Annotated in this window: 24 protein-coding genes and 7 tRNA genes; 14 read left to right on the plus strand and 17 right to left on the minus strand. The window is 43.0% G+C overall.

Going from position 1 to position 26,093, the window contains the following annotated elements; translation table 11 throughout:
• Positions 1-43: 43 nt before the first annotated feature.
• Genes BQ7344_RS13290 through BQ7344_RS13320 form a run of 7 tightly spaced genes read right to left on the minus strand, consistent with a single transcriptional unit; the run spans position 44 to position 7,323 of the window.
• Positions 44-559, minus strand: a complete 516-nt coding sequence (locus BQ7344_RS13290) for a hypothetical protein (protein WP_072522924.1) — start codon at positions 557-559, stop codon at positions 44-46.
• Positions 560-585: 26 nt separating this feature from the next.
• Positions 586-2,214 (minus strand): BCCT family transporter, encoded by a 1,629-nt coding sequence (locus tag BQ7344_RS13295; protein WP_072522925.1) that lies wholly within the window; start codon positions 2,212-2,214, stop codon positions 586-588.
• A gap of 14 nt (positions 2,215-2,228) precedes the next feature.
• Positions 2,229-2,849, minus strand: a complete 621-nt coding sequence (locus BQ7344_RS13300) for a glycerol-3-phosphate responsive antiterminator (protein ID WP_235816121.1) — start codon at positions 2,847-2,849, stop codon at positions 2,229-2,231.
• Entirely contained in the window at positions 2,840-4,048 is a 1,209-nt protein-coding gene (locus BQ7344_RS13305; protein ID WP_072522926.1) for an FAD-binding oxidoreductase, read from the minus strand. Before BQ7344_RS13305 ends, BQ7344_RS13300 begins: the two co-directional genes overlap by 10 nt.
• Positions 4,041-5,006: an FAD-binding protein gene (locus BQ7344_RS13310; RefSeq protein ID WP_072522927.1), complete on the minus strand. Its 966-nt coding sequence runs from the start codon at positions 5,004-5,006 to the stop codon at positions 4,041-4,043. Before BQ7344_RS13310 ends, BQ7344_RS13305 begins: the two co-directional genes overlap by 8 nt.
• A gap of 4 nt (positions 5,007-5,010) precedes the next feature.
• Complete coding sequence (locus BQ7344_RS13315; protein ID WP_072522928.1) at positions 5,011-5,841, minus strand: electron transfer flavoprotein subunit beta/FixA family protein; 831 nt, start codon at positions 5,839-5,841, stop codon at positions 5,011-5,013.
• A gap of 12 nt (positions 5,842-5,853) precedes the next feature.
• Complete coding sequence (locus BQ7344_RS13320; RefSeq protein ID WP_072522929.1) at positions 5,854-7,323, minus strand: FAD-binding oxidoreductase; 1,470 nt, start codon at positions 7,321-7,323, stop codon at positions 5,854-5,856.
• 502 nt (positions 7,324-7,825) lie between these two features.
• On the opposite strand from BQ7344_RS13320, the gene BQ7344_RS13325 reads away from it, so the two are divergent.
• The 5 genes from BQ7344_RS13325 (at position 7,826) to BQ7344_RS13345 (ending at position 13,341) form a co-directional block, all read left to right on the plus strand.
• On the plus strand, positions 7,826-9,088 hold the full coding sequence (locus BQ7344_RS13325; protein ID WP_072522930.1) for an MFS transporter: 1,263 nt from the start codon (positions 7,826-7,828) through the stop codon (positions 9,086-9,088).
• Positions 9,089-9,152: 64 nt separating this feature from the next.
• Positions 9,153-9,941, plus strand: coding sequence for an SDR family oxidoreductase (locus tag BQ7344_RS13330; RefSeq protein ID WP_072522931.1), 789 nt, complete (start codon positions 9,153-9,155; stop codon positions 9,939-9,941).
• Positions 9,942-9,986: 45 nt separating this feature from the next.
• The gene (locus BQ7344_RS13335) at positions 9,987-11,417 is read left to right on the plus strand and encodes an FGGY-family carbohydrate kinase (protein ID WP_072522932.1); all 1,431 of its coding nucleotides are present in this window, start codon (positions 9,987-9,989) and stop codon (positions 11,415-11,417) included.
• A gap of 95 nt (positions 11,418-11,512) precedes the next feature.
• Positions 11,513-12,316: an electron transfer flavoprotein subunit beta/FixA family protein gene (locus tag BQ7344_RS13340; protein WP_072522933.1), complete on the plus strand. Its 804-nt coding sequence runs from the start codon at positions 11,513-11,515 to the stop codon at positions 12,314-12,316.
• Between the two features lie 2 nt (positions 12,317-12,318).
• Positions 12,319-13,341: an electron transfer flavoprotein subunit alpha/FixB family protein gene (locus tag BQ7344_RS13345; protein WP_072522934.1), complete on the plus strand. Its 1,023-nt coding sequence runs from the start codon at positions 12,319-12,321 to the stop codon at positions 13,339-13,341.
• A 373-nt stretch (positions 13,342-13,714) separates the two neighbouring features.
• Here BQ7344_RS13345 and BQ7344_RS13350 read toward each other — a convergent pair whose 3' ends face one another.
• A complete protein-coding gene (locus BQ7344_RS13350; RefSeq protein ID WP_072522935.1) occupies positions 13,715-15,847 on the minus strand; it encodes a glycogen debranching protein in 2,133 nt (710 codons plus the stop codon).
• A gap of 11 nt (positions 15,848-15,858) precedes the next feature.
• Entirely contained in the window at positions 15,859-17,109 is a 1,251-nt protein-coding gene (uraA, locus tag BQ7344_RS13355) for a uracil permease (RefSeq protein WP_072522936.1), read from the minus strand.
• Between the two features lie 172 nt (positions 17,110-17,281).
• Between uraA and BQ7344_RS13360 the strand changes: the two genes are divergently transcribed.
• The 7 genes from BQ7344_RS13360 (at position 17,282) to BQ7344_RS13390 (ending at position 22,281) form a co-directional block, all read left to right on the plus strand.
• The gene (locus tag BQ7344_RS13360) at positions 17,282-18,430 is read left to right on the plus strand and encodes an acyltransferase (protein WP_083585551.1); all 1,149 of its coding nucleotides are present in this window, start codon (positions 17,282-17,284) and stop codon (positions 18,428-18,430) included.
• A 341-nt stretch (positions 18,431-18,771) separates the two neighbouring features.
• Entirely contained in the window at positions 18,772-18,972 is a 201-nt protein-coding gene (locus tag BQ7344_RS13365) for a hypothetical protein (protein WP_072522938.1), read from the plus strand.
• 133 nt (positions 18,973-19,105) lie between these two features.
• A complete protein-coding gene (locus BQ7344_RS13370; RefSeq protein WP_083585600.1) occupies positions 19,106-19,444 on the plus strand; it encodes a rhodanese-like domain-containing protein in 339 nt (112 codons plus the stop codon).
• Positions 19,445-19,533: 89 nt separating this feature from the next.
• Positions 19,534-20,079: a phosphodiesterase gene (yfcE, locus tag BQ7344_RS13375; protein ID WP_072522940.1), complete on the plus strand. Its 546-nt coding sequence runs from the start codon at positions 19,534-19,536 to the stop codon at positions 20,077-20,079.
• Entirely contained in the window at positions 20,076-21,227 is a 1,152-nt protein-coding gene (locus BQ7344_RS13380) for a THUMP domain-containing class I SAM-dependent RNA methyltransferase (RefSeq protein ID WP_072522941.1), read from the plus strand. Before yfcE ends, BQ7344_RS13380 begins: the two co-directional genes overlap by 4 nt.
• Positions 21,224-21,808: an XTP/dITP diphosphatase gene (locus BQ7344_RS13385; RefSeq protein WP_072522942.1), complete on the plus strand. Its 585-nt coding sequence runs from the start codon at positions 21,224-21,226 to the stop codon at positions 21,806-21,808. Before BQ7344_RS13380 ends, BQ7344_RS13385 begins: the two co-directional genes overlap by 4 nt.
• The gene (locus BQ7344_RS13390) at positions 21,805-22,281 is read left to right on the plus strand and encodes a metallophosphoesterase family protein (RefSeq protein WP_072522943.1); all 477 of its coding nucleotides are present in this window, start codon (positions 21,805-21,807) and stop codon (positions 22,279-22,281) included. The genes BQ7344_RS13385 and BQ7344_RS13390 overlap by 4 nt, the downstream gene beginning before the upstream one ends.
• A 431-nt stretch (positions 22,282-22,712) precedes the next feature.
• Here the strand turns inward: BQ7344_RS13390 and BQ7344_RS13395 are convergent.
• The 7 genes from BQ7344_RS13395 to BQ7344_RS13425 all read right to left on the minus strand — a co-directional run bounded on the left by BQ7344_RS13395 (position 22,713) and on the right by BQ7344_RS13425 (position 23,404).
• Positions 22,713-22,794 (minus strand) — tRNA-Leu (locus BQ7344_RS13395).
• Positions 22,795-22,888: 94 nt separating this feature from the next.
• A tRNA-Lys gene (locus BQ7344_RS13400) sits at positions 22,889-22,961 on the minus strand.
• Positions 22,962-22,972: 11 nt separating this feature from the next.
• Positions 22,973-23,044: transfer RNA gene (locus BQ7344_RS13405), tRNA-Gln, on the minus strand.
• Positions 23,045-23,052: 8 nt separating this feature from the next.
• Positions 23,053-23,126 (minus strand) — tRNA-His (locus BQ7344_RS13410).
• A 5-nt stretch (positions 23,127-23,131) separates the two neighbouring features.
• Positions 23,132-23,205 (minus strand) — tRNA-Arg (locus tag BQ7344_RS13415).
• A gap of 23 nt (positions 23,206-23,228) precedes the next feature.
• A tRNA-Gly gene (locus BQ7344_RS13420) sits at positions 23,229-23,299 on the minus strand.
• 30 nt (positions 23,300-23,329) lie between these two features.
• A tRNA-Pro gene (locus BQ7344_RS13425) sits at positions 23,330-23,404 on the minus strand.
• Between the two features lie 277 nt (positions 23,405-23,681).
• Here BQ7344_RS13425 and BQ7344_RS13430 point away from each other — a divergent pair.
• Positions 23,682-24,416: a sigma-70 family RNA polymerase sigma factor gene (locus tag BQ7344_RS13430; protein WP_072522944.1), complete on the plus strand. Its 735-nt coding sequence runs from the start codon at positions 23,682-23,684 to the stop codon at positions 24,414-24,416.
• A gap of 105 nt (positions 24,417-24,521) precedes the next feature.
• A complete protein-coding gene (locus BQ7344_RS13435; protein WP_072522945.1) occupies positions 24,522-24,896 on the plus strand; it encodes a metal-dependent transcriptional regulator in 375 nt (124 codons plus the stop codon).
• Positions 24,897-25,162: 266 nt separating this feature from the next.
• On the opposite strand, the gene BQ7344_RS13440 is transcribed toward BQ7344_RS13435, so the two are convergent.
• On the minus strand, positions 25,163-26,065 hold the full coding sequence (locus BQ7344_RS13440; protein WP_072523452.1) for a DMT family transporter: 903 nt from the start codon (positions 26,063-26,065) through the stop codon (positions 25,163-25,165).
• Between the last annotated feature and the right edge of the window lie 28 nt (positions 26,066-26,093).

The raw sequence follows: 26,093 nt of genomic DNA on the forward strand, positions 1-26,093 counted from the left end.
TAAGAAAGCGTATCGAACGATAAGTCCGATACGCTTTTTGTGATCAGTGCAGTAATTTATGAAACATCTGATCGAGGTTCTCTTTCTGTCCATTTTTCAGAATCCGTTTAGGAAGACATAAGGTAGTCTGCGCATCTGCACGGATTGCATATATGGTATCTGTTTCAAGAACACGGCTGTGCTTGTCTTCGCCAAGCGTCACGATGCAATGTCCGGTTTGGGTATCCCGGGACTGAGGGAGAGTGATCTGACCAAGCTGATTGACTGTGAATTGGTAATTTCCATTGAGCTTTGCGACCTTTGCAGCCCCCTTCCGTGCGGAAAAAGCAGGATAGTAAAGTAAATAAAAGAGAAGGGCTGCTGCAAATATGGCAAGAAGACAAAGATGGACTTTGCGTGTATCCAAACCATAGAAGACCAAGGACAGGACCGCAATGGCAGTCAGGAGTATGCCATAGATTATTTTTTTCTTACGGGTTAATCTTGTAGCTAGAAGATAAAATGTATCATAGGCTTCCTGATAGGATAAGCGATAATGAAATGTGTAGTTGAAATCCATATATATCAGCGCCCTCCTTCGTTTAATTATGTAGTTTGAGTTTTTGCTTCTTTCTTTCGTGCTTTTTCTACGTCCTGTTCGGATTTCAGGCGTTTGGATGGAATTGGCCGTCCAAGTTCATCATAGTCTTCAGTGAAGGTGTCATATTTGGCAGGATTGCACATAACCTTCATGAAAGAAATCGAAATAATGATCAAAAGAAAAACAATTGGGAATCCACCAAGGTTGGACAGATATTTCAGTGCATCTGTTGATTTGAAAGCTCTTACAAAGATTACACAGAGGATACCAATGGTAATACCCCATACAAGCTTTAACCATGCAGGAGACTCTGCGTCGTTTTCGGATATGGAATCGGTACACAGACCTGCCATCGCGTTTGTATTGGAATCTGATGCAGTGATAAATGAAACAAATACGATTGACAGGAATACAGCAATACTGATTACCGGTATCGGGAGCTGTTTCAGAACTGCATAGGTAGCAGAAGCGGTACCTCCGGCAACCATTGCATCGTTAATTCCTTTGCCAGCCAGTTCATAATATACAGAAGAAGCTGAGAAAAGACCGAGCCATGCTACCGAAAACAGAGCAGGGAACACAACGATAACACGTATTGCTTCTTTTACTGAGTAACCTTTGGAAATCTTACCAAGGAAAATGGAGGTTACAGGCATCCACGCCATCCAGTTGCACCAATAGAATACCGGCCACCACATTGCCCAGCCGTCTCCGTCAGCAGCAGAAATGAAGAGGGAGGACTGGCAGAAGGTGGAAACGAAAGCACCAAAGCCTTCAACAGTCAGCTTCAGGATATAAGCGGTAGGTCCAAAAAGAAATACAAAAAGACCTAAGATCATGTAAATTCTGGAGTTAATAGTTGAAAGGATACGGATACCATTCATAACACCGGAGATTGCGGAGGTAACAAAAGCTGCAACAATGATAACTGCGATGATCGTCCAGGTAGAAGGAGTGGATGATACTGCTCCATTTGTGATACTGCTCGTTCCGTCAGCTACAAGAAAGATGGCAGATCCCATACTTGCTGCCATACCACATACCAGTGCGAAAAGACAGATACAGTCGATAACAGGAGATGCCTTATCTGCCATTTTGCTGCTGAATGCAGGGAAAAGCATGGAACCGATAGAGTATTTCTTTTTTGCATTATAAAAAAGAAAAGCAAAAAGGATGGCAGGCATTCCATAAATGCACATTGGTGTAAAGGTCCATTCCAGAAAGATATCTTTCATAAGGAAGGTGATTGCCTCAGGAGATTTCGGAGTAATATTTCCCGGAGGTGCGTAATAGTGATACATTGGCTCCGCACAGGCCCAGAGAAGAATTCCGGCAGCCATGATCGTGCAGAGTACGATCCATATGTAGTTGGTTTGGTTCAGAATAGGCTTTGCTTTACTTCCACCGATACGAACATTTCCGAAAGGTGAGAAATATGCTGCAACAACAAGTACAACACAGATAAATGCCATTAATGCGAAAAGCCAGTCAAAATTACCGAGAATAAAAGAGGTAAGAGTCATGATTAACGCATTAAACGTCTCTCCGTTCACAAGATTGAGGATAATTGTTGCAATTACCAGTAACCAGGGGATAAGAAATACAGCCCATCGTATATTAGATTTCTTTGTCATATGCTTCATCCTTTCTAGTCAAGAGTAGCCCAGATTTCCTCATTAGTTGTTGAAATGGCGATAGCTCCTGCAGACAGTGCACCCATGACATCACTTTTATCCAGAACAAGTCCACTGACAATCAGCGGTTTGCCGTTGATTTCCTCAAGTGCATAGGTGATCATTTTGGTCAGCCCGGCTGGCATCATTTCAACAATATCAGGAGAGGTTTCTCTGACATGCTTTTTGATATTGTTGTAAGTCAGGCGATCCAGCATAAAAAATCGCTGAATAGTGATAAGCTCCAGTTCATTCCCCCTTTTTATAAGCTGCGGTTTGGTGCTGATGATACCGCTTGCTTTTGTATATTTTTTGATGAAGTCAACGCTGATTTCCCTGCTGGCAAGACCATTGATCAGGTCAAGATGAACGATTGCGGTTTTTCCTGCCGCAACAACTTCATCCACGATATCTGCGATGGTACAGATATTGCCGTAGAGTATGTAGACAATTTCGCAGGGTGCTGTTTTGCATGCCTCCAGAAGAGAATCATTGTTGATCGCTGCAATGATCGGGCAGCGTTCCATGCTTTCATAAAATGATGTAAAATGTTTTGAACTCATATAATCCTCGCTTTCTTTTACAATCAAATCCATGTATTTGCTATATTTTTGCTTTTTTGGTAGTCTTCAAAATTTTCAGGCAGGAAATTTACCTGAATATCGGAATTCTTGATGTGTGCATAAATGGAGGCGCATAAATGTGCATCCTCCAGCGCCTGTATGATAGACAGGATGGTTTCCTGAAAACTGCGTCCTCTGGACAATGGCTTTACACCAAGTCGGATAATCCGATTATCTTCATGGTGTTTCCGCTCGATAAACTGAATAACACTTTCTGTTGCAGCATGCCGAAGGCTGTGCATTTTGCGGATTTCTGTATATCCGGTGAGTGCCCAGGCAACATCGGGATCACTTCCGTATTCCGAAGTAATATCTATCAGCTCCATCAGTGCTTCATCCTGTGATTCTTCATTTCCTGCAATTTCCACGTAAATGACTGCTTTTGCGTCGGATGGAAGAGCGGGAACATCCTTTAATACAGAAATTAGTTCTCTTGAGGTATTTATCATTTTTATTGCCGTATTTCCTATATATTCCATGGAAATTATCAGGACATTTTTATTATCGGGAACATAATTCTGCAGCTTGTCGGCACATGCCAGCGCATTGCTCTCTGTATCAAAAAAGAAAGCGGCTCCGCATATGTTTGCCGGGCGTTTCAGAAGCTTCAGAGATGCTTTTACAATACAGGTACCGGCAGGAAGCTGGAAGGGTTCGGGAATATCTGACAGAACTTCTGTGTGGCCGTTGCTGTGCAAAAGCGTAAGCTCGCGAAGATACAGGTTTGTAGTGCCATAGTAGCAAGACGTCATGCCATAGGCGCCGGTTGCGATTACACCACCTACAGTTGCACTGGATTCAGTGGGGGAAGGCGGCCATATATAATCATCAGTTTTCAGACTGCGCCGGATTTCCTGTGCAAGCTGGTCTAAAGTCACACCGGCCTCCACGATGGCATACCCTTCTGTGTCAGAAAGTTTTTGGATTTCCCGAATATGGTTCATTCTGGAAAAATTGATAATGCTGCCACCCTGCGGAACACTTCCGCCTTCTACTCCGGTGTTTGCACCCTGAAAGGTTATAGGAGCCGGAAGCGGGGAAGCGATGATCTGAAGCAGTTCTTCCGGAGAAGAGGGAAATGAAATAGTATCTGCAAAGCCTTCCTGTTTGGATTCGTCAGAAAGAAAACTGATATATTTTTCATCCACAGGATGAATCAGTTTTTCATTCATTGTGCTGATATTCCTCCTTAACTAATTTTGAAAATTTGGTAAATATTTCTGTACAGTCCCCACAAATAGCAAGGTCAGATTTTTGGGTGATCGGGGCGTCTTTATCAGTATTTATACTGATAATATGTTTGCACTTTTCTACGCCTGTATAAAAAGCAGGAGCACCGCTGACTCCGAGAAGAATGGCAAGATTATTTTTTAATATAGTACCGCTGACACCAATAAGACGATCTACAGGGAGCCATGCGTTCATGACACATGGTCTTGAACCTGCCACAGGAAGATTTATTTCACCGGCACAGTTCTCTACAGCTAAAACATTTTCTTTGTTGGAAAGTCCAAGTCCACATACGAGGATGCAGGGGGAATCTGTAAAAGATTCTTCTTTGACAACAGGAGTGAACTGCAGCTCATAGCCTGTAGATAAGGCAGTACGGTCATAGGATACTTCCACGGATTCGGAGTGGCTGGGAGAAGCAGCCTCGTCATAGCTCTTATTGATAGAGACAAGACATGGTTCACTAGTTAGTTCGAAAGAACCGAGTATATGTCCTGAGCAGATTTTTTTCTTTGCGAGAAAAAGGTTGCTTTTCCTGCAAAGTGAGGTGATGTCGGTAATACAAAGTCCTTTAAGACGTACACTTAAGCGAGCGCAAAGCTCGTTGCCCCAGATGTCTCCGATGAACAGGTATAAAGAGCTGCCATTATCCTGAGTAGTAAGATAATCAAGACAGATCTCCGGTACATACTGGTTGGAATAAACGTATCTGACATGGGAAACAGGCATAAGCTCTGTAATTGAATCCAGAGCCTGTATATTCTCAGCAGAATATTTATGAAAAACAATGGCGTATCCATCGTCCCTTTTTAAGTTGTTTTCTGAAAGAAAATGCCCAAGCTTTAGAAGCTGTTCTCTGACATTGTCGTAAAAGTTATTTATGATCAGTGTATATTTCATAGATCTATATCCATTTTTTGTAGTAATCAAACAGGACTCCGGCAGCTTTTGAAGCATCTGTCTCTTCAAAAATTTCAGAATCTCTCTGCTGTAATACAGGTTCAATATTTGTGAGACGGACAGTACCGGTTGTGGCTGGATTTAACTCTTCTGGAAAAGAAGAAGCTAATTCAGCTTCATGGTAAAGCGTGATCTTTTGGCCTCTGCTCTGCATTCTCTGACGGAGGGTAGGAACCCGGAGAAAGGTATTGGCAATATTACCGATTATCAAAAGGGAGGGACCGTGAACCGTCTCAGTACATATTTCAGCATCACGCTGTGATATGACTGAAAGACTTCCGTCGCCTGCAGGTGAAATACCTGTTACATTTGAGATACAGCGTATTCCGAGATATTCTGCCAGTAAAAAGGGGACTTTTCCCTGTGCGCCATCACCGCTCTGCAGACCACACAGAATAAAATCAAAAGCGGTCTGTTTTTTTATATAAGAATACAAAAGGCCGGCAGTTCTTTCAGAAGAAAGATTTTCTGTCGGAGAAGCATCATCAAGCTGAATAAGGTCTGTACCGGTAAAGCCAAGGGCAGCCATACGTTCCAGAAATGATTTGGCCTTCTGGTCAGATACTGTAACAGCGGTACATTCACAGCTGATATCAGACGAAATGGAGGCTTCCCGAACACGGCAGGAGAGCTCCAGTGCACTTTCGTCGTAACAGTTTAAAATTTGTTTCAGATAGCAGGTGTCTATATAACCAGACGAGCTGCCAGAGATCCAGTCATCCTCCGACAGCAGGTCCAGATCTGCTATTGTATGAAAGCAGTTTAATATTCGCATAATCCTCTTAAATTAGAAAATCCATGGGTTTTTATCATTTCTGTTGACAGGAATCAGTGTTCCGATATTCATGATACCGTTTGGATCAAATGCTTTTTTCAGTGTTTCCAGCATGTAAATGGATGAGCCGTATTCTTCATATACGTAGTGTGCTCTTGCCTTTCCAAGTCCATGGTGATGAGCAATAGAACCACCGAAACGAACGGTTTCCTCACAGATGATACGGTTGATCAGGTTGTGATATTTATTCATTTCTTCCTCTGGTTTGCAGTCAACTACATTGTAATAGTAAGTGAAATATACATTTGTTCCGTTGATGTAGCTGTGTGAGGAATGACCTCCGATCATTGTGAGATCCGGAACCTCTTTTGGTAAACGATCCATAACAGCTTCATAAATATCATTGATGACATCCCAGCATCCGGAAATTTCTGTAGTGATTCCAATGTTGTCTGTGGCAAGGATTTCTTCACGTTCTTTGGCAATTTCTTCCGGCCCCCAGTTCAGATGAGCAAACCATTTTTCGATAAGAACAGGATCAACAGGAGTGATGCCAGGGAGCTCTTTTACAAGGGCGTCGATACCGTCTGCAGTTGCACGGGTAATCGCAGCAGGACCCTCAGCCATGAAGAGAAGAACATTTTTGCCATCAGCCCAGTTAAAATGGGAAGCAGAGTCAGCAACGTCATAAAGTCGTGCAACGGAAGGCTTGTATCCTTCAACCATAACACGGCGAAGTCCTTCGAAACCTGTCTTCATTTCATCTACTTTATAGCCAAGATAGATGTTGTTTTCCGGCTGATATTTGAAAATTTTTACGGTTACCTCTGTAATGAAGCAAAGAGCACCTTCATTTCCAAGAACGATGTGGCGGATATCCGGTCCTACAGATCTTCTCGGAACATTTTTGATACGGCATACTTTGCCACCAGGGAATACAACCTCACAGCCTACCAGCATATCTTCAATTCCACCATATAATGTAGAAAACTGACCGATACTTCTTGTAGCAACAAGACCGCCCATCTGAGCAAGTGGCTTGGACTGCGGTGAGTGTCCTGTAGTGTAACCCATTGCACGAAGATCATCATCCAGCTTCTGAAGCGGAACACCACACTGACAGGTAACCTGCATATTGGTAGTATCTACTTTAAGAACCTTGTTCATGGTAGAACCATCTATTACGATGGAATTTTCTGCTAAAGTTTCAAGACCGCCTTCAATAGCAGACTGACCGGTACGCGGAACAACGTTGATTCTGTTGTCATCAGCAAATTTAAGAACCTTTGCGACCTCATCTGTATTGTGGACATAGATAACAGCAGCCGGGGTAGGAAGTGTATAAACCTTATGACACTGTTCGAATTTACGGTAGCGATCAAGGCTGCTTTCTTTTAAGACAGTTTCATTGGTAACAACCTGATCTGCTCCTAAGATGTTAATAAGTTCCTCAACGATTTTTTCTCTGGACAGTGTAGACATTGTTTTTTCTCCTTTCATATATAAAAACTATCCGTATGTGATGAGCTGGATTATGTGTTCTTTTTTTTATGGAGGGAGAGTTTCAGAAAACAAAAAAACCCGTTCCAACACAGAAGAACAGAATCCACTCATGTTGAACGAGTTACATTTCTCTAACGTCTCTTACGTAACTTTATATAGATGATAGCGCAGAAATGTCGAAAATGTCAATATGATGATTGGAAAAATAAGAAAATTGTAAAAAATGCATAAAAATACTGCAAAATTGTGTGTAAAAACAACGAAAAATGGTTGAAATACAAAAAAATAGTTGTGTGATATTGACAATGCAAAAAATGGGTGCTATATTCTAAGCATCAAAAGCAATTACCGGAGAGATGAAGAAGAGAGAGGTAATTCTAAGCACATGATATGTGATAGCAGTGTGTTTAGAATTAACTCTCTCTCTTTTTGTCTGATCTGGTAAATGCAAAACTTACTACTTTTTTAGAAGGAGGAAAATATGGACAAAGCAGCAATCAAAAAATGGGGTACGCTTTTATTGTTGGCAGCAGGAGCAGGCATCATCTTCCAGCTTCCGTATATAAGAGAAACATTTTATCCCCAGATTCAGTCAGCTATGGGACTGACAAACGCACAGATGGGTCTTCTCTCATCAGGATATGCAACCATGGCTACACTTTCTTATTTTATAGGCGGAGCAATTGCTGACAGATTTTCACCGAGATTAATGCTGACGGTATCCTTTATCGGTACAGGGCTTCTCGGACTGTGGTTTTCTACATTCCCAAGTTTTACTACAGCAAGAATTATTTTCGTATTAATGGGTGTTACAAGTATCATTACATACTGGTCAGCATGTATCAAAGCAACACGTGCCCTTGGAACACCGGAGGAGCAGGGACGTCTCTTTGGGCTTCAGGAAGGTCTTCGTGGTATCATCAATGCGATCGTAGTATTCGCAATGACGGGAGCTTATGCTTATTTTGCCGCAACATCTGAAGTATTTGGTGCTTCTATGGCAATTAAGGTATGTGCGATCGTAGATATCATTATTGGTATTCTGAACTTTATCTTTATCCGTGATTCTGAAGAAGATAAGAAAGAAAAACCGGAAAGTGTTGTTGAACTGACAAAGGGTCTTTTCAAATGTCTTACTATTCCGAGAGTATGGATCCTTGTTGGTATCATCTTTACAGCATATAGTGTTTACGGTCTGATCGGTTATGTAAATACTTATGCAGTTAATTACTATGGACTTTCTGCAACAATGGGTTCTACACTTGGTGGAATCAGATATCTCCTTCAGGGTGTTGGCGGTATCGTCGGCGGTATTCTTGCAGATAAGCTTCATTCACGTATCAAGGTTGTAGGCGGCGGAGCCGTATTACTTGCAATTTCATTTGCACTGTATATCGTACTTCCGGTAAATGGAAGTCTTGTAATGGCAATTATTGTTAACTTTATCATGGGTCTGATCTTTATCTACGCAGTAAGAAGTCAGTATTTCGCAATTCATGATGACGCAGGCATTCCGATGGCACTGAGCGGACGTGTTTCCGGTATTGCTTCTGCACTTGGATATGCTCCTGACTTATTTATGTACACCTTAGTTGGTTCCTGGATGGATAAATATGGAGCAGCAGGTTTTAAAATGACATGGGCTTACGCAGCAGTTGCAGCACTTCTCTGTGTAGTACTCAGTGTAGTACTGAGCAAGGTGATCAAAGAAGGCAAAGCCATTGATGCTGATAAAGCACTTTAATTAGACAATTAAATAGGGAACATATTAATATATTATCAGAACTGAAAGAAAAGAGGAATTTGACATGAAAAATATTAATGATTTTAATATGGACTTTTTTTCACTGAAAGGTAAAAATGCAATCGTTACAGGTGGCGTCAGTGGACTCGGACAGGCTTTTGCTCTGGCACTTGCAAAAGCAGGCGCAAATATTTTTGTATTTGCAGCAGTAGATGATGACGGAACAACGCAGAAGCTTATCGAGGCATGTGGTGTTAAATATGCATTTATGCTCGGCGATATTACAGAGGATGGTATCTGTGATAAGGTTGCTGATAAATGTGTAGAAACCTTTGGAAGCATAGATATTCTTGTTAACTGTGCAGGTATCTGCAAAATTGCAGATGTTCTTGATTTCGGAAGAGCAGAGTGGGATCCGATGATCGCAATCAACCTGACAGGTGCTTTTGATCTGAGCCACGCAGTTGCAAAATATATGATTCCACAGAGAAGCGGACGAATCATTAATATCTGCTCACTGTTCTCTTTCCTTGGCGGACTCGGCTCACCGGCATACGCTGCTATGAAGGCCGGCCTTTCCGGACTGACAAAAGCATATGCAGATGAACTTGGCAAATATGGCATTACAGTAAATGGTATTGCGCCGGGATATTTCCAGACAGCTATGACAGCAGGAACAGGAAGTGGAAACGAAGACGATCCGAAATACATCAAGATTAAAGAACATATTCCGGCAGACCGTTGGGGCGAGCGTCAGGATCTGATGGGAGCTATGGTATTCCTTGCAAGTAAAGCAGCAGATTATGTAAACGGAACATTACTTGTTGTTGATGGTGGATATCTGGTAAGATAAAGCTTTCAGATGTGGCAATATTACGATGGATAAGTAGGTAGAGATATGAGCAAAAAATATTTAATGGGAATCGACGAAGGCTCCCAGAGCGCAAAAATTACTATTTTTGATATAGAAGGCAACATTGTATGCGAGGGAAAGGCTCCTCTTCGACCATACAATCTGCCAAAACCGGGATATGTAGAGCATCCGGATGATGACTGGTGGAATGCAATCTGTAAAGCAAGCAGGAACTGTATGGAAAAGTTCGAGGGAGATCCGAAGGATATCGTGGGAATCGGACTGTGTACGATTCGCTGCTGTCGGGCATATCTGAAAGAAGATGGCACACTGGCACAGCCGGCATTAAGCTGGATGGACATTCGCCTTTCACAGCCATATACACATGAGAATCCAGATGTAAAATATATTGTTGCATCTTCCGGATATATTACTCACAGACTGACCGGTGAGAAGAAGGATACAATTGCCAATTATGAATATGGCTGGCCGGTAGATGTAGATAACTGGAAATGGTCAGATGATCCAGAAGCATATAAAGCGACCGGTATGCCAAGAGAAATGTTGTTTGATCTTGTTATGCCGGGGGATATACTTGGTTATGTTACAGAAGAGGCAGCGAAAGCTACAGGGCTTCCGGTCGGAACACCGGTAGTTGCCACATCCAATGACAAAGCAGTAGAAGGTCTTGGAACAGGCTGTATGGGAGATTCCACTGTTTGTATCTCACTTGGAACATATACATCGGCAATGATGGAGGGCAAAGAAAACTTAAAAGGTACCAGTTATGCATGGCCGAAATTTTCCTGCATGCCGAACAAATATCTTTATGACAGTAATGGAATCCGCCGCGGTATGTGGACAGTAAGCTGGTACAGAGATATTCTTGGAGAAGGATATGCGAAGCTTGCAAAAGAACAGGGAATGTCCCCGGAGGAAGCTCTCGGCAGGGAAGCTGAAAAGGTACCGGTTGGAAGTGACGGTCTGATGACTGTTCTGAACTGGCTTGCAAATGTAGATGCACGTTACCAGAAGGGAATTATGATCGGCTTTGACGGACGTCATACAAGAGGCCACATTTACCGTTCTATTCTGGAAGCAGTTGCGATGACAATGAAGCGTCATGTTACTGATATGTGCAATGAGGTAGGCACAACGATCAATAAGCTGATCATTACAGGCGGTGGTTCCAACAGTGATCTGTTTATGCAGATTTTTGCAGATGTATTTGATATTCCGATAGTACGTAATGAAGTAAATGGCGCAGCAGGTCTTGGTTCGGCAATCTGTGCCGCTGTGGCAGCAAATGTATATGATTCTTTTGAAAGTGCAGTAGAACATATGGTAAGAATCAAAGATACATTTACACCAATTGCTGAAAATGTGGAAATATACGAAAAGCTGCTTCCTGTATATTCTGAGATTACCGGATGCACAGATCCGATATTGAAAAAATCCTACGAGATTTTTGATTAAACAAAGTACGGCTGAAAAAGTATGTAAGACAGAGATAGGGATATGTTTAAAAACATATCCCTATTGATGTATAATGGATAAAAAAGGAGAGTTTTATGAATATTTGTGTATGTGTGAAGCAGGTTCCGGATACTGCAGAAATACGAATTGATCCGGAAACAAACACATTGATCCGAAGTGGTGTTCCAAGTATTGTAAATCCATTTGATCTGTATGCACTGGAAACAGCTTTTCGGCTAAGAGAAGAAAAAGGTGGAAAAATCTGGATTATCAGTATGGGACCTGCACAGGCGGAAAAAGCGGTAAGAGCATGTCTGGAGATGGGGGCAGATGAAGGAGTGCTTATTTCTGGCAGAGCATTTGGCGGATCGGATACCTTTTCAACTGGATATATTTTATCAGCAGGGATACGGGCAATAGAGGAAGCTGAAAATATAAAATTTGATCTGATCCTGTGTGGCAGACAGGCAATAGATGGAGATACGGCACAGGTAGGACCGGAGCTTGCAGAGCATCTGGGAATATCTCAGATCACAATGGCGCAGAGAGTATTTTTTGAGGAAGAAAAAATAATAGTCCGGCGAAGCAGCAGGGAAGGGTATGATCTTATAACGACGGAGCTTCCGGCAGTGATTACGGTGCTGAAATCTGATATTCCTCCACGGTGCCCGACATTGAAAACAAAGTTGGTCGCAAGAAAAAAGACAGTAGTTGTTCTTGATGAGACAAAAATGAAGGGAATTGTACTGGAGCATTGCGGGCTGAAAGGATCGCCGACAAGGGTTATCTCGACTTATGTGCCAACGGCAAAGAAAAACGGATATTTTATTGAAAATAAGGATGGACAGGCTGCGGTGGAAGAATTGATGGACAGACTGCAGAAAGATGGGGTGTTTTAGATATGGATACATATAAAGGTATCTGGGTTTTTGTGGAAACAGAGCAGGGATATACGCAAAAAGTCAGCTACGAGCTTATCAGTAAGGGAAAGGCTTTGGCTGAAGAAAAGAAATGCCGGATGACAGCTGTTGTGATCGGGAGTGATATTGATGCAGTTGTAGGGGAAGCAGCAGCATATGGTGCAGACCAGGTTATTGCCGTGGATGCTCCTGTCTATGAGTATTATTCTACGGACGGATATGCCGTAACCATGACGGAGCTGATCCGCAAATACAGGCCAGAAACGGTGCTGATCGGTGCGACTGATAATGGAAGAGATCTGGCTCCTCGCATTGCGTGTGCGCTTCAGACAGGACTGACAGCAGATTGTACGGGGATTGGAATTGATGCAAAGACAGGCTGTATCGCATGGACACGCCCGACATTTGGTGGGAACCTGATGGCAACGATCATTTGTCCGACAGAGCGCCCCCAGATGGGAACAGTTCGTCCGGGAGTGTTTGCGACAGGCCTTTATGAAGAAGAGAAAAAAAGAAAAATACTTGAAAAGGAGGAATGTGAGGTAGAGCTTATCCGGGAGAAAGCGAGGATAACAGAGCGGCAAATCCGTACAAAATTACTGAAGCGGATAAAAGAAATCACAGAAACTGTAGAGCTTGAAGGGGCGGAGATCATTGTTGCCGGAGGAAAAGGAATCGGTGGTGAAGGGGGCTTCAGTGAACTTAGAAAATTTGCCGATTCAATAGGCGGTGTGATCGCCTGCAGCAGGGCAGTGGTGGAAGTTGGCTGGCTTCCGCAAAATTATCAGGTAGGGCAGTCAGGGAAAACGGTCAGCCCGAGGATATATTTTGCCATTGGAATTTCGGGAGCTGTTCAGCATCTTGCAGGTATAGCGGGAGCTGATACAGTGATTGCGGTAAATACGGATCCCGAGGCAGAAATATTTAAGCGGGCAGATTACGGAATTGTGGGAGACTATAAAGAAATCTTGCCGATATTGAGCGAAAAAATAAAGAAAATTTGATAATTTTCTCCCCGTACTTTATCTGGGGTAGCGGAACGCGGTCCCGGGGCTTCCCTGAGGTTCCGGAAATACAGGGAGGATGGTGGGGATTTCTCGATAACTGGCTGTAAAACAAAAACTCTGCACAAAGATTGTCTGACTTCTGCAAGAGTTCATGGAAGTACTTTGAGATGGAATGTCTGCGTTATGTATCAAAAATATATTGTCTGAGCGTCAGCGAGTTATATATTTTTGATGCATGTATTTAGCAGACAGAACATATCATTAGTACTTCCGGACTCTGAAGCCGTCAGCATATCTTGTGCAGAGTTATATTGTTTATAGCCCTTTATCGAATACTACACCATGAAGGCTGTATTTCCGGAAACAGGTCCTAATAATCTTTCCCTGTAAACACAGCCACGCTCCTCGGTCTCATCACAAAGCGGTGATCGATCCGCGCCGCTTCCTCATCCGGATAGCAGTATTTTCCATTGCCGTCACCGTAAGTGTTGACATTCAGATGCCATGCACCACGTCCGTGAAGGTCCGGAAGAGTGATAGTAACATCTTCCCAGAAAGTATTGACCGCAATATAGATCAGATCATCGTGTCCTTTTTCCTTATCATATCCTGCAAAGCTTACACAGAATGTACGTGCATCACGCGGAATATCTGTCTTATCAGCATTTACATTGTGTGTATGGATCGGATCCATGCCACAGACAGAAGTAGGAAGCTGTTTGTGGATGACAGGATGCTGTTTACGGAATGCAATCATAAATTTGAAAAATTCAAACAAATCTCTATTCTTTTCCAGCATTCGCCAGTCAAGCCAGGAAGTAATATTGTCCTGACAGTAGCTGTTGTTGTTGCCAAATTTTGTATTGCCGAATTCATCTCCGGAAAGGAACATCGGCGTTCCGCGGCTGCACATCAGTACAGCACAGGCGTTGCGGATCATACGGCTGCGAAGTGCGAGCACTTCCGGATCATCCGTGTCACCTTCCACACCACAGTTCCAGCTCCGGTTGTCGTCAGCACCATCGGTGTTGTTCCAGCCATTTGCCTCGTTGTGCTTTTCATTATAGGAATAAAGATCATAAAGCGTAAATCCGTCATGGCAGGTAAGGAAATTGACACAGGAATTATAACCGGCATAATTACTGTGATTATGATCATAAAATCCTCCATAGAGATCTCCGGATCCGGAAATACTCCATGCGGCATCCCACGCATTCCAGCACTCACCCTTCAGAAAACTTCGAAGGGCATCTCTGTAACGGCCATTCCATTCTGCCCAGCGGCCGCTTGCAGGGAAACTTCCTACCTGATAAAGTCCGCCGGCATCCCACGCTTCTGCAATCAGCTTGACATTGCTGAGGATCGGATCGTTTGCAAGAGTACGGAGAAGTGGGGGATTGTTCATTGGTGAACCATCTTCATTTCGTCCGAGGATACTTGCAAGATCAAAACGAAAACCATCGACACGATAGTTGATCGTCCAGTAGCGTAAACATTCCAGAATGAGCTGCTGAACAACCGGATGGTTACAGTTCAGAGTGTTGCCACAGCCACTGAAATTGTAATAATTTCCGTCTGGGGTGAGCATGTAATAAATGTTGTTGTCCAGTCCCTTGAAGCTGATGGTTTTGCCCTTTTCGTTGCCCTCCGCGGTATGGTTGAATACAACGTCCAGAATGACTTCAATACCGTTGGCATGAAGCTCACGAATCAGCGTCTTAAGCTCAGTGCCCTCCTGGTTGTGCTCATTGGCTGCCGCATAGCTGCTGTTCGGTGCAAAGAATCCGACTGTATTGTAGCCCCAGCATTCGAGAAGCTGTTTGCCGTCAACAGTACGGGAATTCATGGTTTCGTCAAATTCAAAGATCGGCATGAGTTCTACCGCGTTGATCCCGAGTTCTTTAAGGTATGGGATTTTTTCCATCAGGCCGGAAAAAGTACCTCTGTGTCTGACACCCGAAGACGGATGATGTGTAAAATCACGAACATGTAATTCGTAGATGATCAGATCACAGAGCTCTTTTTTTGACTGTGGAGTATCACCCCAGTCAAAACGGTCGCGGACAACTCGTGCATGATAGTTGTGATCCCAGCGGATTCCCCACGTACGTTGTCCTGCGACAGCTTTTGCATAAGGATCCAGAAGGATATTGTTTTTGTCGAAGAGAAGCCCTTTTTCCGGACGATAAGGACCATCCACACGATATGCGTACTCAAATTCTTCGATGTTAAGTCCATAAACGATCATGGAATAGACATCACCAATCTTGTAGGCATCCGGGAATGGAATGACGGCAAAAGGCTCTTCCTGTGCGCGGTGGAACAGAAGCAGTTCGCAGGAGGTTCCGCCGCAGGTATGGATAGTAAAATTCACTCCGTTTTGAAGCGGAGTGGCTCCGTTCAGATCATAGATACCCGGGCGCACAGGAAATCCGGAGATTTCCGCCATTGGCACGGATTCATATGGATGATCGGATATAAATTTCTGATGATACGATTTCATTTTTGGCTCCATTATAAGTCGTTAGTAAGATGTAATTTGTCAAGAATATAGAAAATAAGGCTCAGGATCATGGCAACCACACACGCAAGAACCATTCCTGTAAGTTTGACATTTCCGAGATTCAGTGCGATTCCGGAAAGACCGACGATGAAAACAACAGAGGTCAGCGCGAGATTACGGGATTTGCTGTAATCTACCTGATTATCAACCAGCATACGCAGACCGGAAGTTCCGATCATACCATATAGCAGGAATGAAATCCCTCCGATAACAGGTCCCGGAATCGTGTTGATCAGGGCGGCAAGTTTACCGAGGAAGGAACAGCAGATGGAAAGAACTGCAGCGCCTCCGATAACCTGTACACTGTAGACTTTTGTCATTGCCATGACACCGATGTTTTCTCCGTATGTTGTAGTCGGTACGGAACCGAGACATCCGGAAAGTGTAGTGGAAAAGAAGTCTGCAAAAAGAGAACGGTGAAGTCCCGGATCTTTCAGAAGATCTTTGCCTACGATCTTGCTTGTTACGATCTGATGTCCGATGTGTTCGGAAGTTACAAGAAGCAGTGCCGGAAGAATGGTAAGGATTGCTTCCAGATTAAATTTCGGTGCCTGAAAATTCGGAAGTGCAAAAAATGCAGCTTCTTTTACTGCAGTGAAATCAAGAATGCCACATGCAACTGCGGCAACATAACCTGCGATGATTGCAATCAGGATCGGAATAACGGACAGGAAACCGCGGAAAAGGATCTGGCCGAATACAGCAACTCCCAGTGTGATCAGAAATACAATCACATTTTTCATATCAATACTTTCGTCCAGAAGACCGGCTGTGCTGGCAGCGCTTCCGGCAAGTTCCAGACCGATCAGTGCAACAACCGGTCCCATAGCTGCGGTCGGAAGAACAATGTCGATCCAGTTTGTTCCACACTGACGGATGATCAGCGCAACGATCATTCCACAGATACCGAGAACCACAAAACCGCCCAGCGCATACTGAAAACCGAATTTTGATGCAACCAGAAGTCCCGGTGACAGGAATGCAAAACTGGAACCCAGATATGCAGGTGCCTTGCCCTTTGTGATAAGAATAAATAAAAGTGTTCCGACACCGTTCATCAGAAGAACGATGGCCGGGTTGATCCCAAACATAAACGGAACCAGAACAGAGGCGCCGAACATGGCAAACATGTGCTGGATACTTAGGGGAATCAACAGATTAACAGGTACTTTGTCCTCTACTTGGATGATTTTTCTCTCCACTTTACCCTCGCTTTCTTATCTGCTGAGTGCAGATAAACTCAAATTCCAGATAATTATAACACAGCGAGATCACTATGGGAAGTTGCTGTTCACAGGTAATCAGCAGGAACTTATTGACGGATTTTTCTTGAAAAATGAGAAGGGTATGATATAGTATTAAACGTGTATATTTATGGGTCTGACAGGGACAGGAAGGTATACAAATACTAAAGATTGTGAAGGAGATTTGCGCATGATGAGCGTTCAAACAAAAGTTCAAAATCGGGGGACCGGCAGTGCCCGGGTAGAAATTTATGATTGGCTGAGATTGGTTGCAACAATTTTTGTTGTTATTGGTCATAGTGCCTATTTGAGAATCCATACTACATTTGGAGGTGTTGCATATGCGTTGCCGGAAAACATTAATGCCGCATATTACTCTCCTGTAATGCAATTTTTTAGATATTTGTCCAGATGGGTATATGGATTTCATATGCCATTATTCTTTATGTTATCCGGTGCTGTATTGGCACTTAGACCGTTGGGAAGATTTGACGCTGTTGTTCAGTCAAAGATTAAAAGATTGATAATTCCATATTTTGTATATGGATGGCTGTTTATGTTACCAGTCAAATATATTGGTCACTTTTATAGTCGTGAGTCTGTTTTGCAGGCTATGCAAGGGCTTTTGTCCGGTCAGGATGCAGGGCATTTGTGGTTTTTAACAGCGTTATTCTGGTGTCTTATTATTTTTGTGCTTATAGAAAAAATAACCATAAAACTTGGCTGTGACAGTAGATATTTACTGCTGATGATTGCGGGACTGATACAGCTGACATATAGCTATATACCGTTTGATGTGTTGAAAATGAAAACCGGACTGAGTTATATCTTCTGGTTTGCATTGGGATTTGTATTTGAGAAGGAACGTCAGGAACGCGGATTATGGAATATTAAGAAAACGGTTCTTGCTTATATTATATTGACGGTAATAGAATTTGGCAGCAAAAGATATGGAATTCTTAATGAATTTTTTGTTATTCTTTGTGGATCTGTGCATACTTTCCTGTTGGCAGATATCTTATCAAGGATATTTAAAAATATTACAAAAACAAAAGGCTGGAAAATTGTTACAAGAAATCTGTTCTATATATATTTGTTCCATGATCCGCTTGAATATGTTGTTTTACGGTTGTTTATGGGACATAACTGGTTATCATCAGCGCTGGGGTGTTATTCATATACATTTTGTAGAATAGTTGTTATATTTTTCATTTCACTTATAGGTGGAGAACTAATGACGCATATCAAGAAAACAGCTGGAAAAATTCTGGCAAATTAGACTTTTTAAATTAAAAGGCTGGAAAAGTAAGTGTAACTTATTGACGAAATGTTGTTGCTTTTTTAAATAATTTATATTATAATCATCAGTGTAAAAAGAATTTACCCTTCAAAAATTCTTTTTTACATAACCCCTTATTTAATTATTTATACTCCCCTTGAAAGGCCTGGTAGCTCCCCTACCGGGTCTTTCTCTTTGCCATTTTATAATATAAAACAGAAATAGATAATATTGGAAAGACTAATATTATTTCGTAAAATTTTGAATAAACTTTCAAGTTCGAGGAACAATAACTGGTGTAATGAAGTTACACTACAAAATGAACCAGGAGGAATGTACAAATGGCAAAAAATTATGAGAGTGAAAACAAGGCAAAAAACTATACGACTGATAAAACTTCCAACAGCAGAAATGCAATGGACAGCCAGAACTGCGGAAAAAACAGCTCAAAGAACGCTTCCAGAAACAGCTCAAAGAACAAAACTTCCAGCGCATATGATGCATACGACAAAACACAGGATGATTATTCTGACAGATACTAAAGAAAATTGCAGGTAAGATTTTCCCTTCTTATTAGAGAGGCTGACAGATGTCGGCCTCTTTTTCGGGTGCAAAAACCGGTTGACAGAGACTGAGGCAGCGGGCGGACCGGCACATATAAAACGACGGAGCCATATGATAAATAAAAAAGGACGGTTTGTCATGTTTCCGATTGAGACGATTTCTGCGAAGATGCTTGATTATTATGTCGGGCGTTCGGATGCGTTGATTATAGATCTGCGGGATGCAGGCTCTTATAACAAGAGTCATGTAAAAGGAGCAGTCAATGTTCCGTATGGAGAACTGGAGGGGGAATATGATTTTCCAAAAGAGAAACTGCTTGTTTTTTACTGCGACAGAGGTGGTGCGAGTATGGCAGCAGCGAGAGAATTTGTGCGCAGAGGATATAGAACACGGTCGGTCATAGGCGGATTTGCGGCATACAGAGGAAGAAATCTTGTAATTTCCAGATAACCATGATAAGGTAGACTGTAAAGAATAATTGTTGGCGCAGACCGTGCAGAGAGTGCGGGTCAGAACCAACAGAGCAGAGGAGAATTTATATGAAATACATGTTTGCATCAGATGTGCATGGTTCGGCGTATTACTGCCGGAAAATGCTCGAAACATATAAAAAAGAACAGGCAGAACGCCTGGTATTACTGGGCGATCTGCTTTATCATGGGCCGAGAAATGATCTTCCGAAGGAGTATGCTCCGAAAGAAGTGATCAAAATGCTCAACGGTATGAAGCAGGAAATCTATGCAGTACGTGGTAACTGCGAAGCAGAGGTAGACCAGATGGTACTGGAATTTCCGGTGATGGCAGATTACTGCATTCTGGCAATCGACGGGCTGACTTTTTATGCGACACATGGACATGTCTATAATGAAAATAATCTTCCGCCGTTTTGTTCGGGAGATATCCTGATCCATGGACATACACATGTGCTGAAAGCAGAGCAGAGAGAGAATTATATCCTTCTGAATCCGGGTTCCGTATCTATTCCGAAAGAAGGAAATCCGCCAACTTATGCGGTTCTGGAGGATAAAGTTTTTACGATTAAAGATTTTGACGGAAATATTGTCAAAGAAATGAGGCTCGGATGAAATATATGGAATTGATCGCACCATGCCATTTTGGTATGGAGGCAGTGCTGAAGCGCGAGATCCTTGATCTGGGATACGAGATCAGCAAAGTAGAAGATGGTAAAGTAACTTTTCTTGCCGATGCGGAGGGAATCGCACAGGCGAATATGTTTCTTCGTACGACAGAGAGGATCCTTCTCAAAGCAGGAGAGTTTAAAGCGGTCACATTTGATGAACTTTTTGAAAAAACAAAAGCAATCCCGTGGGAAGAATATATTCCGAAAGATGGCAAATTCTGGGTGGCAAAGGCAAATTCCGTGAAGAGTGCGCTGTTCAGCCCATCTGATATTCAGTCCATTATGAAAAAAGCAATTGTTGAAAGACTGAAAAGTGTTTATGGAATTTCATGGTTTCAGGAAGATGGGGCAAGCTTCCCGATCCGTGTTTCTTTTATGAAAGATGTTGCAACGATCGGCATCGATACTTCCGGTGTTTCCCTTCATAAGAGAGGGTATCGTCAGATGACTGTCAAGGCTCCGATCACTGAAACACTTGCAGCAGCGCTTATCATGCTGACACCGTGGAACAAAGACAGAATCCTTGTCGACCCGTTTTGCGGAAGTGGTACTTTCCCGATTGAGGCGGCAATGATCGCAGCAGATATGGCACCGGGAATGAACCGTTCCTTCCTCGCAGAAGACTGGAAACATCTGGTTCCGCGTAAATGCTGGTATGATGCGCTTGAAGAGGCACAGGATCGTGTCAATACAGATATTCAGACAGATATTCAGGGATATGATATTGATGCAGAGGCTCTGAAAGCAGCACGTTCCAACGCGAAGATGGCAGGTGTGGACGGACTGATCCATTTCCAGCAGCGTGCAGTGAAGGATCTCAGCCATCAGAAGCCGTATGGGTTTATTATCACCAATCCGCCTTATGGCGAGCGTCTGGAAGAAAAAGAAGCGCTTCCGCAGCTTTACCGTGAGATCGGGGAGAGTTACAACCGTCTGGATAAATGGTCGATGTATCTGATCACATCCTATGACAGGGCGGAGAACGATATTGGAAGAAAAGCGGACAAGAATCGTAAGATATACAATGGAATGCTGAAAACATATTACTACCAGTTTTTGGGTCCGAAACCGCCAAGGAGGAAAAAAGATTGAAAAAAGTGATTTTTGCAACAGGTAATGAGGGGAAAATGAAAGAAATCCGTGAGATTCTTGGAGATCTTGATATCGAACTTCTTTCCTTAAAAGATGCCGGCATTCATGCAAACATTGTAGAAGATGGCAAAACTTTTGAGGAGAATGCACAGATCAAGGCAAAAGCAATCTGTGAGATGACAGGTGAGATCGTACTGGCAGATGATTCCGGACTTGAGATTGATTATCTGAATAAAGAGCCGGGAATTTATTCCGCACGTTATATGGGGGAAGATACTTCCTACCATATCAAGAATGCGAAGCTGATCGAACGACTGGAAGGTGTGCCGGATGAAAAGAGAACTGCAAGATTTGTATGTGCGATTGCAGCAGCGTTCCCCGATGGAAGCATGAAGACTGTCCGCGCAACGATGGAAGGCCGGATCGGATATAAAGAGAGCGGAGAAAACGGCTTCGGCTATGACCCTATTTTTTATCTTCCGGAATATGGTTGTACTTCTGCGGAAATTTCCATGGAAGAAAAAAACAAAATCAGCCACAGAGGAAAGGCACTGCGGGCAATTAAGGATGAACTTCGATGAAAGTTCTGATTGTCAGTGACACACATGGCCGTGATGAAAATCTGGAGCAAGTGGTAATGAATGAAGCACCGTTTGATATGTTTGTGCATTGTGGAGATGTGGAAGGCAGGGAAATCTTTATTGAGGCACTCGTGGAATGTCCGTGCTGCATTGTGTCGGGAAATAATGATTTCTTTTCGGATCTTCCGAGAGAAGAAGAGATTGAGATCGATGGAAATAAAGTGTTGGTAACGCATGGGCACTATTATGGAGTATCGATGGACATTTCCGGTGTGGCAGAAGAGGCTGCATCCAGAGACTGCCAGGCGGTCTTTTTCGGACATACGCACAAGCCGGTCGTTGAGGAAATAGATGGAGTACTTGCAATTAATCCCGGAAGTCTGTCTTATCCGAGGCAGCATGGCAGAAGACCAAGTTATGCGGTTCTGGAGGTGTCTGGCGGAAAAATGTCGGCTGAGATTCGATATTTGTGATGAATGAGCCACTGTTCTGCAGAAGAATGTGAAACTGCAGGAGAGTGGCTTTTATGTTGCCGGAAAAATTTTGCGCGGGGATGACTTAGAGAAAAATAAGTGCCGGGGGAGTCAACGAAATTTGGGACTGTGTGTGACTTGCAGAAAAGTAAGTGTTGGAGGAGTCAACGAAATTTGGTGCTGTGTGTGACTTGCAGGAAAGTAAGTATTGGCGGAGTCAACGAAATTTGCGGGCTACGGATGACTTGCAGAAGAGTAAGTATTGATGGAGTCCACAAAATCTCTGAAAATGTATGACTTAATAGAGGGTAAGTAGAAATTAAATCAAAGAATTGGCAAAATCTGAATGATTTAAATAAGAATAACAGAATCGAGGGTCAATTTGATTGGCAGAATGAAAAAAGGGACCGATCAGGTCCCTTTTTCAGTAGTGCGGATAACAGGACTTGAACCTGCACGTCGTAAAACACCAGAACCTAAATCTGGCGCGTCTGCCAATTCCGCCATATCCGCGTATGTATATTTAAATATGTAAACTGAATTGTAACTTCTGTATTTTTTATACAGGTATTGAAAAAGCACTATCAAATGATAGTGCTTAGTTCAATGAGACATCGGGGATTCGAACCCCGGACAACTTGATTAAAAGTCAAGTGCTCTACCAACTGAGCTAATATCCCATATTAGAAGACTGGGCTAGCTGGATTCGAACCAGCGAATGCAGCAGTCAAAGTGCTGTGCCTTACCGCTTGGCGATAGCCCAAAAGGCAGGGTGGATACAGGGATTCGAACCCTGGGCCTCCAGAGCCACAATCTGGCGCGCTAACCAACTGCGCTATACCCACCACAGCGTGCCTGAAGGGATTCGAACCCCCGACCCACGGCTTAGAAGGCCGTTGCTCTATCCAGCTGAGCTACAGACACATTTCTCTGCTATCTTACAGAGAAGCGGGTGATGGGAATCGAACCCACGTATCCAGCTTGGAAGGCTGGTGTTCTACCATTGAACTACACCCGCATGGTCGCTGAAACGGTATTGTTTACAGCATCGGGGTGACAGGATTCGAACCTGCGGCCTCCTGGTCCCAAACCAGGCGCTCTAGCCAAGCTGAGCCACACCCCGTTAACGGTATTTAGTTGTTTGCGTTTTTGCTTTGTCGCTTGACGCAAGACATATTATATTATAGCAATATTCAAATGTCAACAACTTTTTTTGTATTTTTTTCGAAAAAATTTTAAATATCTCAAAAACCCTTATTTTTCAAGGCTTTCCGGATAAAAAAAGTTTTTAATTTTAATGAAACCGGGATAAAAAACATCGAAATGAGATACATTTAGTTGGAAAAAATACAGAAGAATGTTACAATAAAAACCAGCCAATAGAAATAAGGAGAATCAAAATGAACGTACAGGAGTTTCAGAATAAATTAAAAGAAATTCAGGAAATTGCGAAACAGAATAGAAATACATTAACAGCAACAGACATCCGAGAAGTTTTTGAAGGCTGTGATCTTGATAAGAGTCAGCTTACCGGAGTTTTGAAGTATCTGACTTCTCAGGGAATTGTGATCGAAGGTATGAAAAAGGCTGAGGAAACAGCGAAAGCGCCGGAATACAAAAAAGTTCCGCTGACACCGGAAGAGGAGGCATATCTCAATGAATATCTGGAAAACCTGCCGGTTATTGCAGATATTGACCTCGACGTGCTGTTTGAGCAGCTTTCGAAGGGAGAAAAGTCAGCAGTACAGACCCTTGCTTCTTATTACATGAAAGCAACGGCAGAGCTTGCAGCAGATATGAATGCAAAAGAGATTCTTCTTGCAGATTTGATCCAGGAGGCAAATCTGAGCCTGATCCAGGCGCTGGACAATGCCGGTGAAGAACTTCGTGATGAAGAATGGCTTCTTGCAGAGGTGAGAAAAGGCATTCTTCAGGTGATTGAAGAGCAGACACAGGTGAAGTTTGCTGATGACAGTCTGGTTGCCAGAGTAGAAAAGCTTGAAAGTGCAGTCCGTGAGTTGAATGATGATGAAGATGACAAGAATGCATTCAGTATTGATGAGCTTGCAATCATTCTGGATATGAAAGTTGATGAAATTAGAGATATTCTTCGCCTGACCGGAGATGACAAGTAAAAAATACAAAGTTAGCTAAGAAAAACAATTTGTTCGGATTTCGGGTATTTTGTTGAATCCTGAGTAAATGCGTGGTATTATAAAGGCATATGGGAGGTATTTTTTATGCAAATCAGAGAATCGGCAGAGGATTACCTTGAGGCGATCCTTGTATTGTCAAGAAAAGGCGGCGGGGTTCGTTCCGTTGATATAGCCACAATGCTCGGGGTATCCAAGCCAAGTGTTAGCCATGCGATGAAACTTCTCAGGGAAGATGGATATATTGCAATGGACCGTTATGGTACAGTGACACTGATGGAGAAAGGTGCAGAGATTGCCAACAGGATTTATGAGAGACATACCGTTCTGACAAAGATGCTGGAAGGACTGGGGGTATCAGCAGATACGGCAAGATGTGATGCGTGCAAGATGGAGCATGATGTCAGTGATGAAAGTTTTGAGAAGATCAAAGAGCATTTGAGAGCAAAAGGTGAAATTTAAGCAGAATAAAAAAGGTCATCATGATCAGGATTGAAAATGTAACAATTCTGAAAGTGATGACCTTTTTTGTGTAATAGGAAATTACTCCGTAATATTCCTATTACACAAAAACGCTCCGCGAGGATGCGACCAGATGCATGAGGAATATGTCTGCTTAAGCAGACTGCATCTGGCGCGCAAAGCGTAGCAAGTCCATCGAAGATTGAAGGATTCAGGGAGTTTGAAGCGGACTTGTCCGCTTTGTTTATTGGAAAAATGTCTGGTATTTATGAAACTGCAGATTCTTTCTGCGGCAGCTGTGCAAGAATGATTGCACCAAACATCAGAACACAGCCAAAGATTTCACGGCTGCTTAAGTGCTGTCCGAGGATTATCCATCCGGCAAGCACGGAAATACAGGATTCCAGGCTGAGAATCAGGGAAGCAACTGTCGGATTCATGTTTTTCTGGCCGACGATCTGCAGGGTATAAGCCACACCGCTTGACATAACACCGGCATAAAGAATCGGGATCCATGCAGCGAGGATTCCGGACAGATTCGGATGCTCAAAAAGCAATGCCGGGACACCGGACAGGATGCCGCAGATCAGAAACTGAATGCAGGACATTTTTACTCCATCAACGAGCGGAGAAAAATGATCAATAACCAAAATATGACCGGAAAAAAGAACTGCACCGATGATTAGAAGAAGTTCACCTTTGCCGACTGCAAGCCCCTCTCCGGGAGTCAGACACAGGAGATAAAGTCCGCACAGAGAAAGCAGGACTGCAATCCAGATAAAGGGGCTGCATTTCTTTTTAAGGAAAATACCGATGATCGGAACAATGATGATGTAACATGCAGTAATAAAACCGGCTTTTCCAACGGTTGTGTATTTAATACCAAACTGCTGAAAATTGCCTGCAAGACAGAGCATGATACCACAGCAGATTCCTCCGATGAGCAGTGTTTTACGCCCGGATGCGGAAGATTCACACTTTTTTTCTGCTTCGGAACGTGTTTTGTCAAGTACTTTAATGACCGGGAGCAGGGTCAGTGCACCGATAAGATTTCGCACGGCATTAAATGTAAATCCGCCAATGTAGTCCATGCTGACACTCTGGGCGACAAAGGCGACACCCCATATAGTAGCGGTCAAAAGAAGCAGAAGCGAATTTCTGACCGGGATTGAATTCTCTTTTTTCATAATAGTAGTT

The sequence above is a fragment of the Blautia sp. Marseille-P3087 genome, assembly GCF_900120195.1.
GTDB lineage: Bacteria > Bacillota > Clostridia > Lachnospirales > Lachnospiraceae > Blautia_A.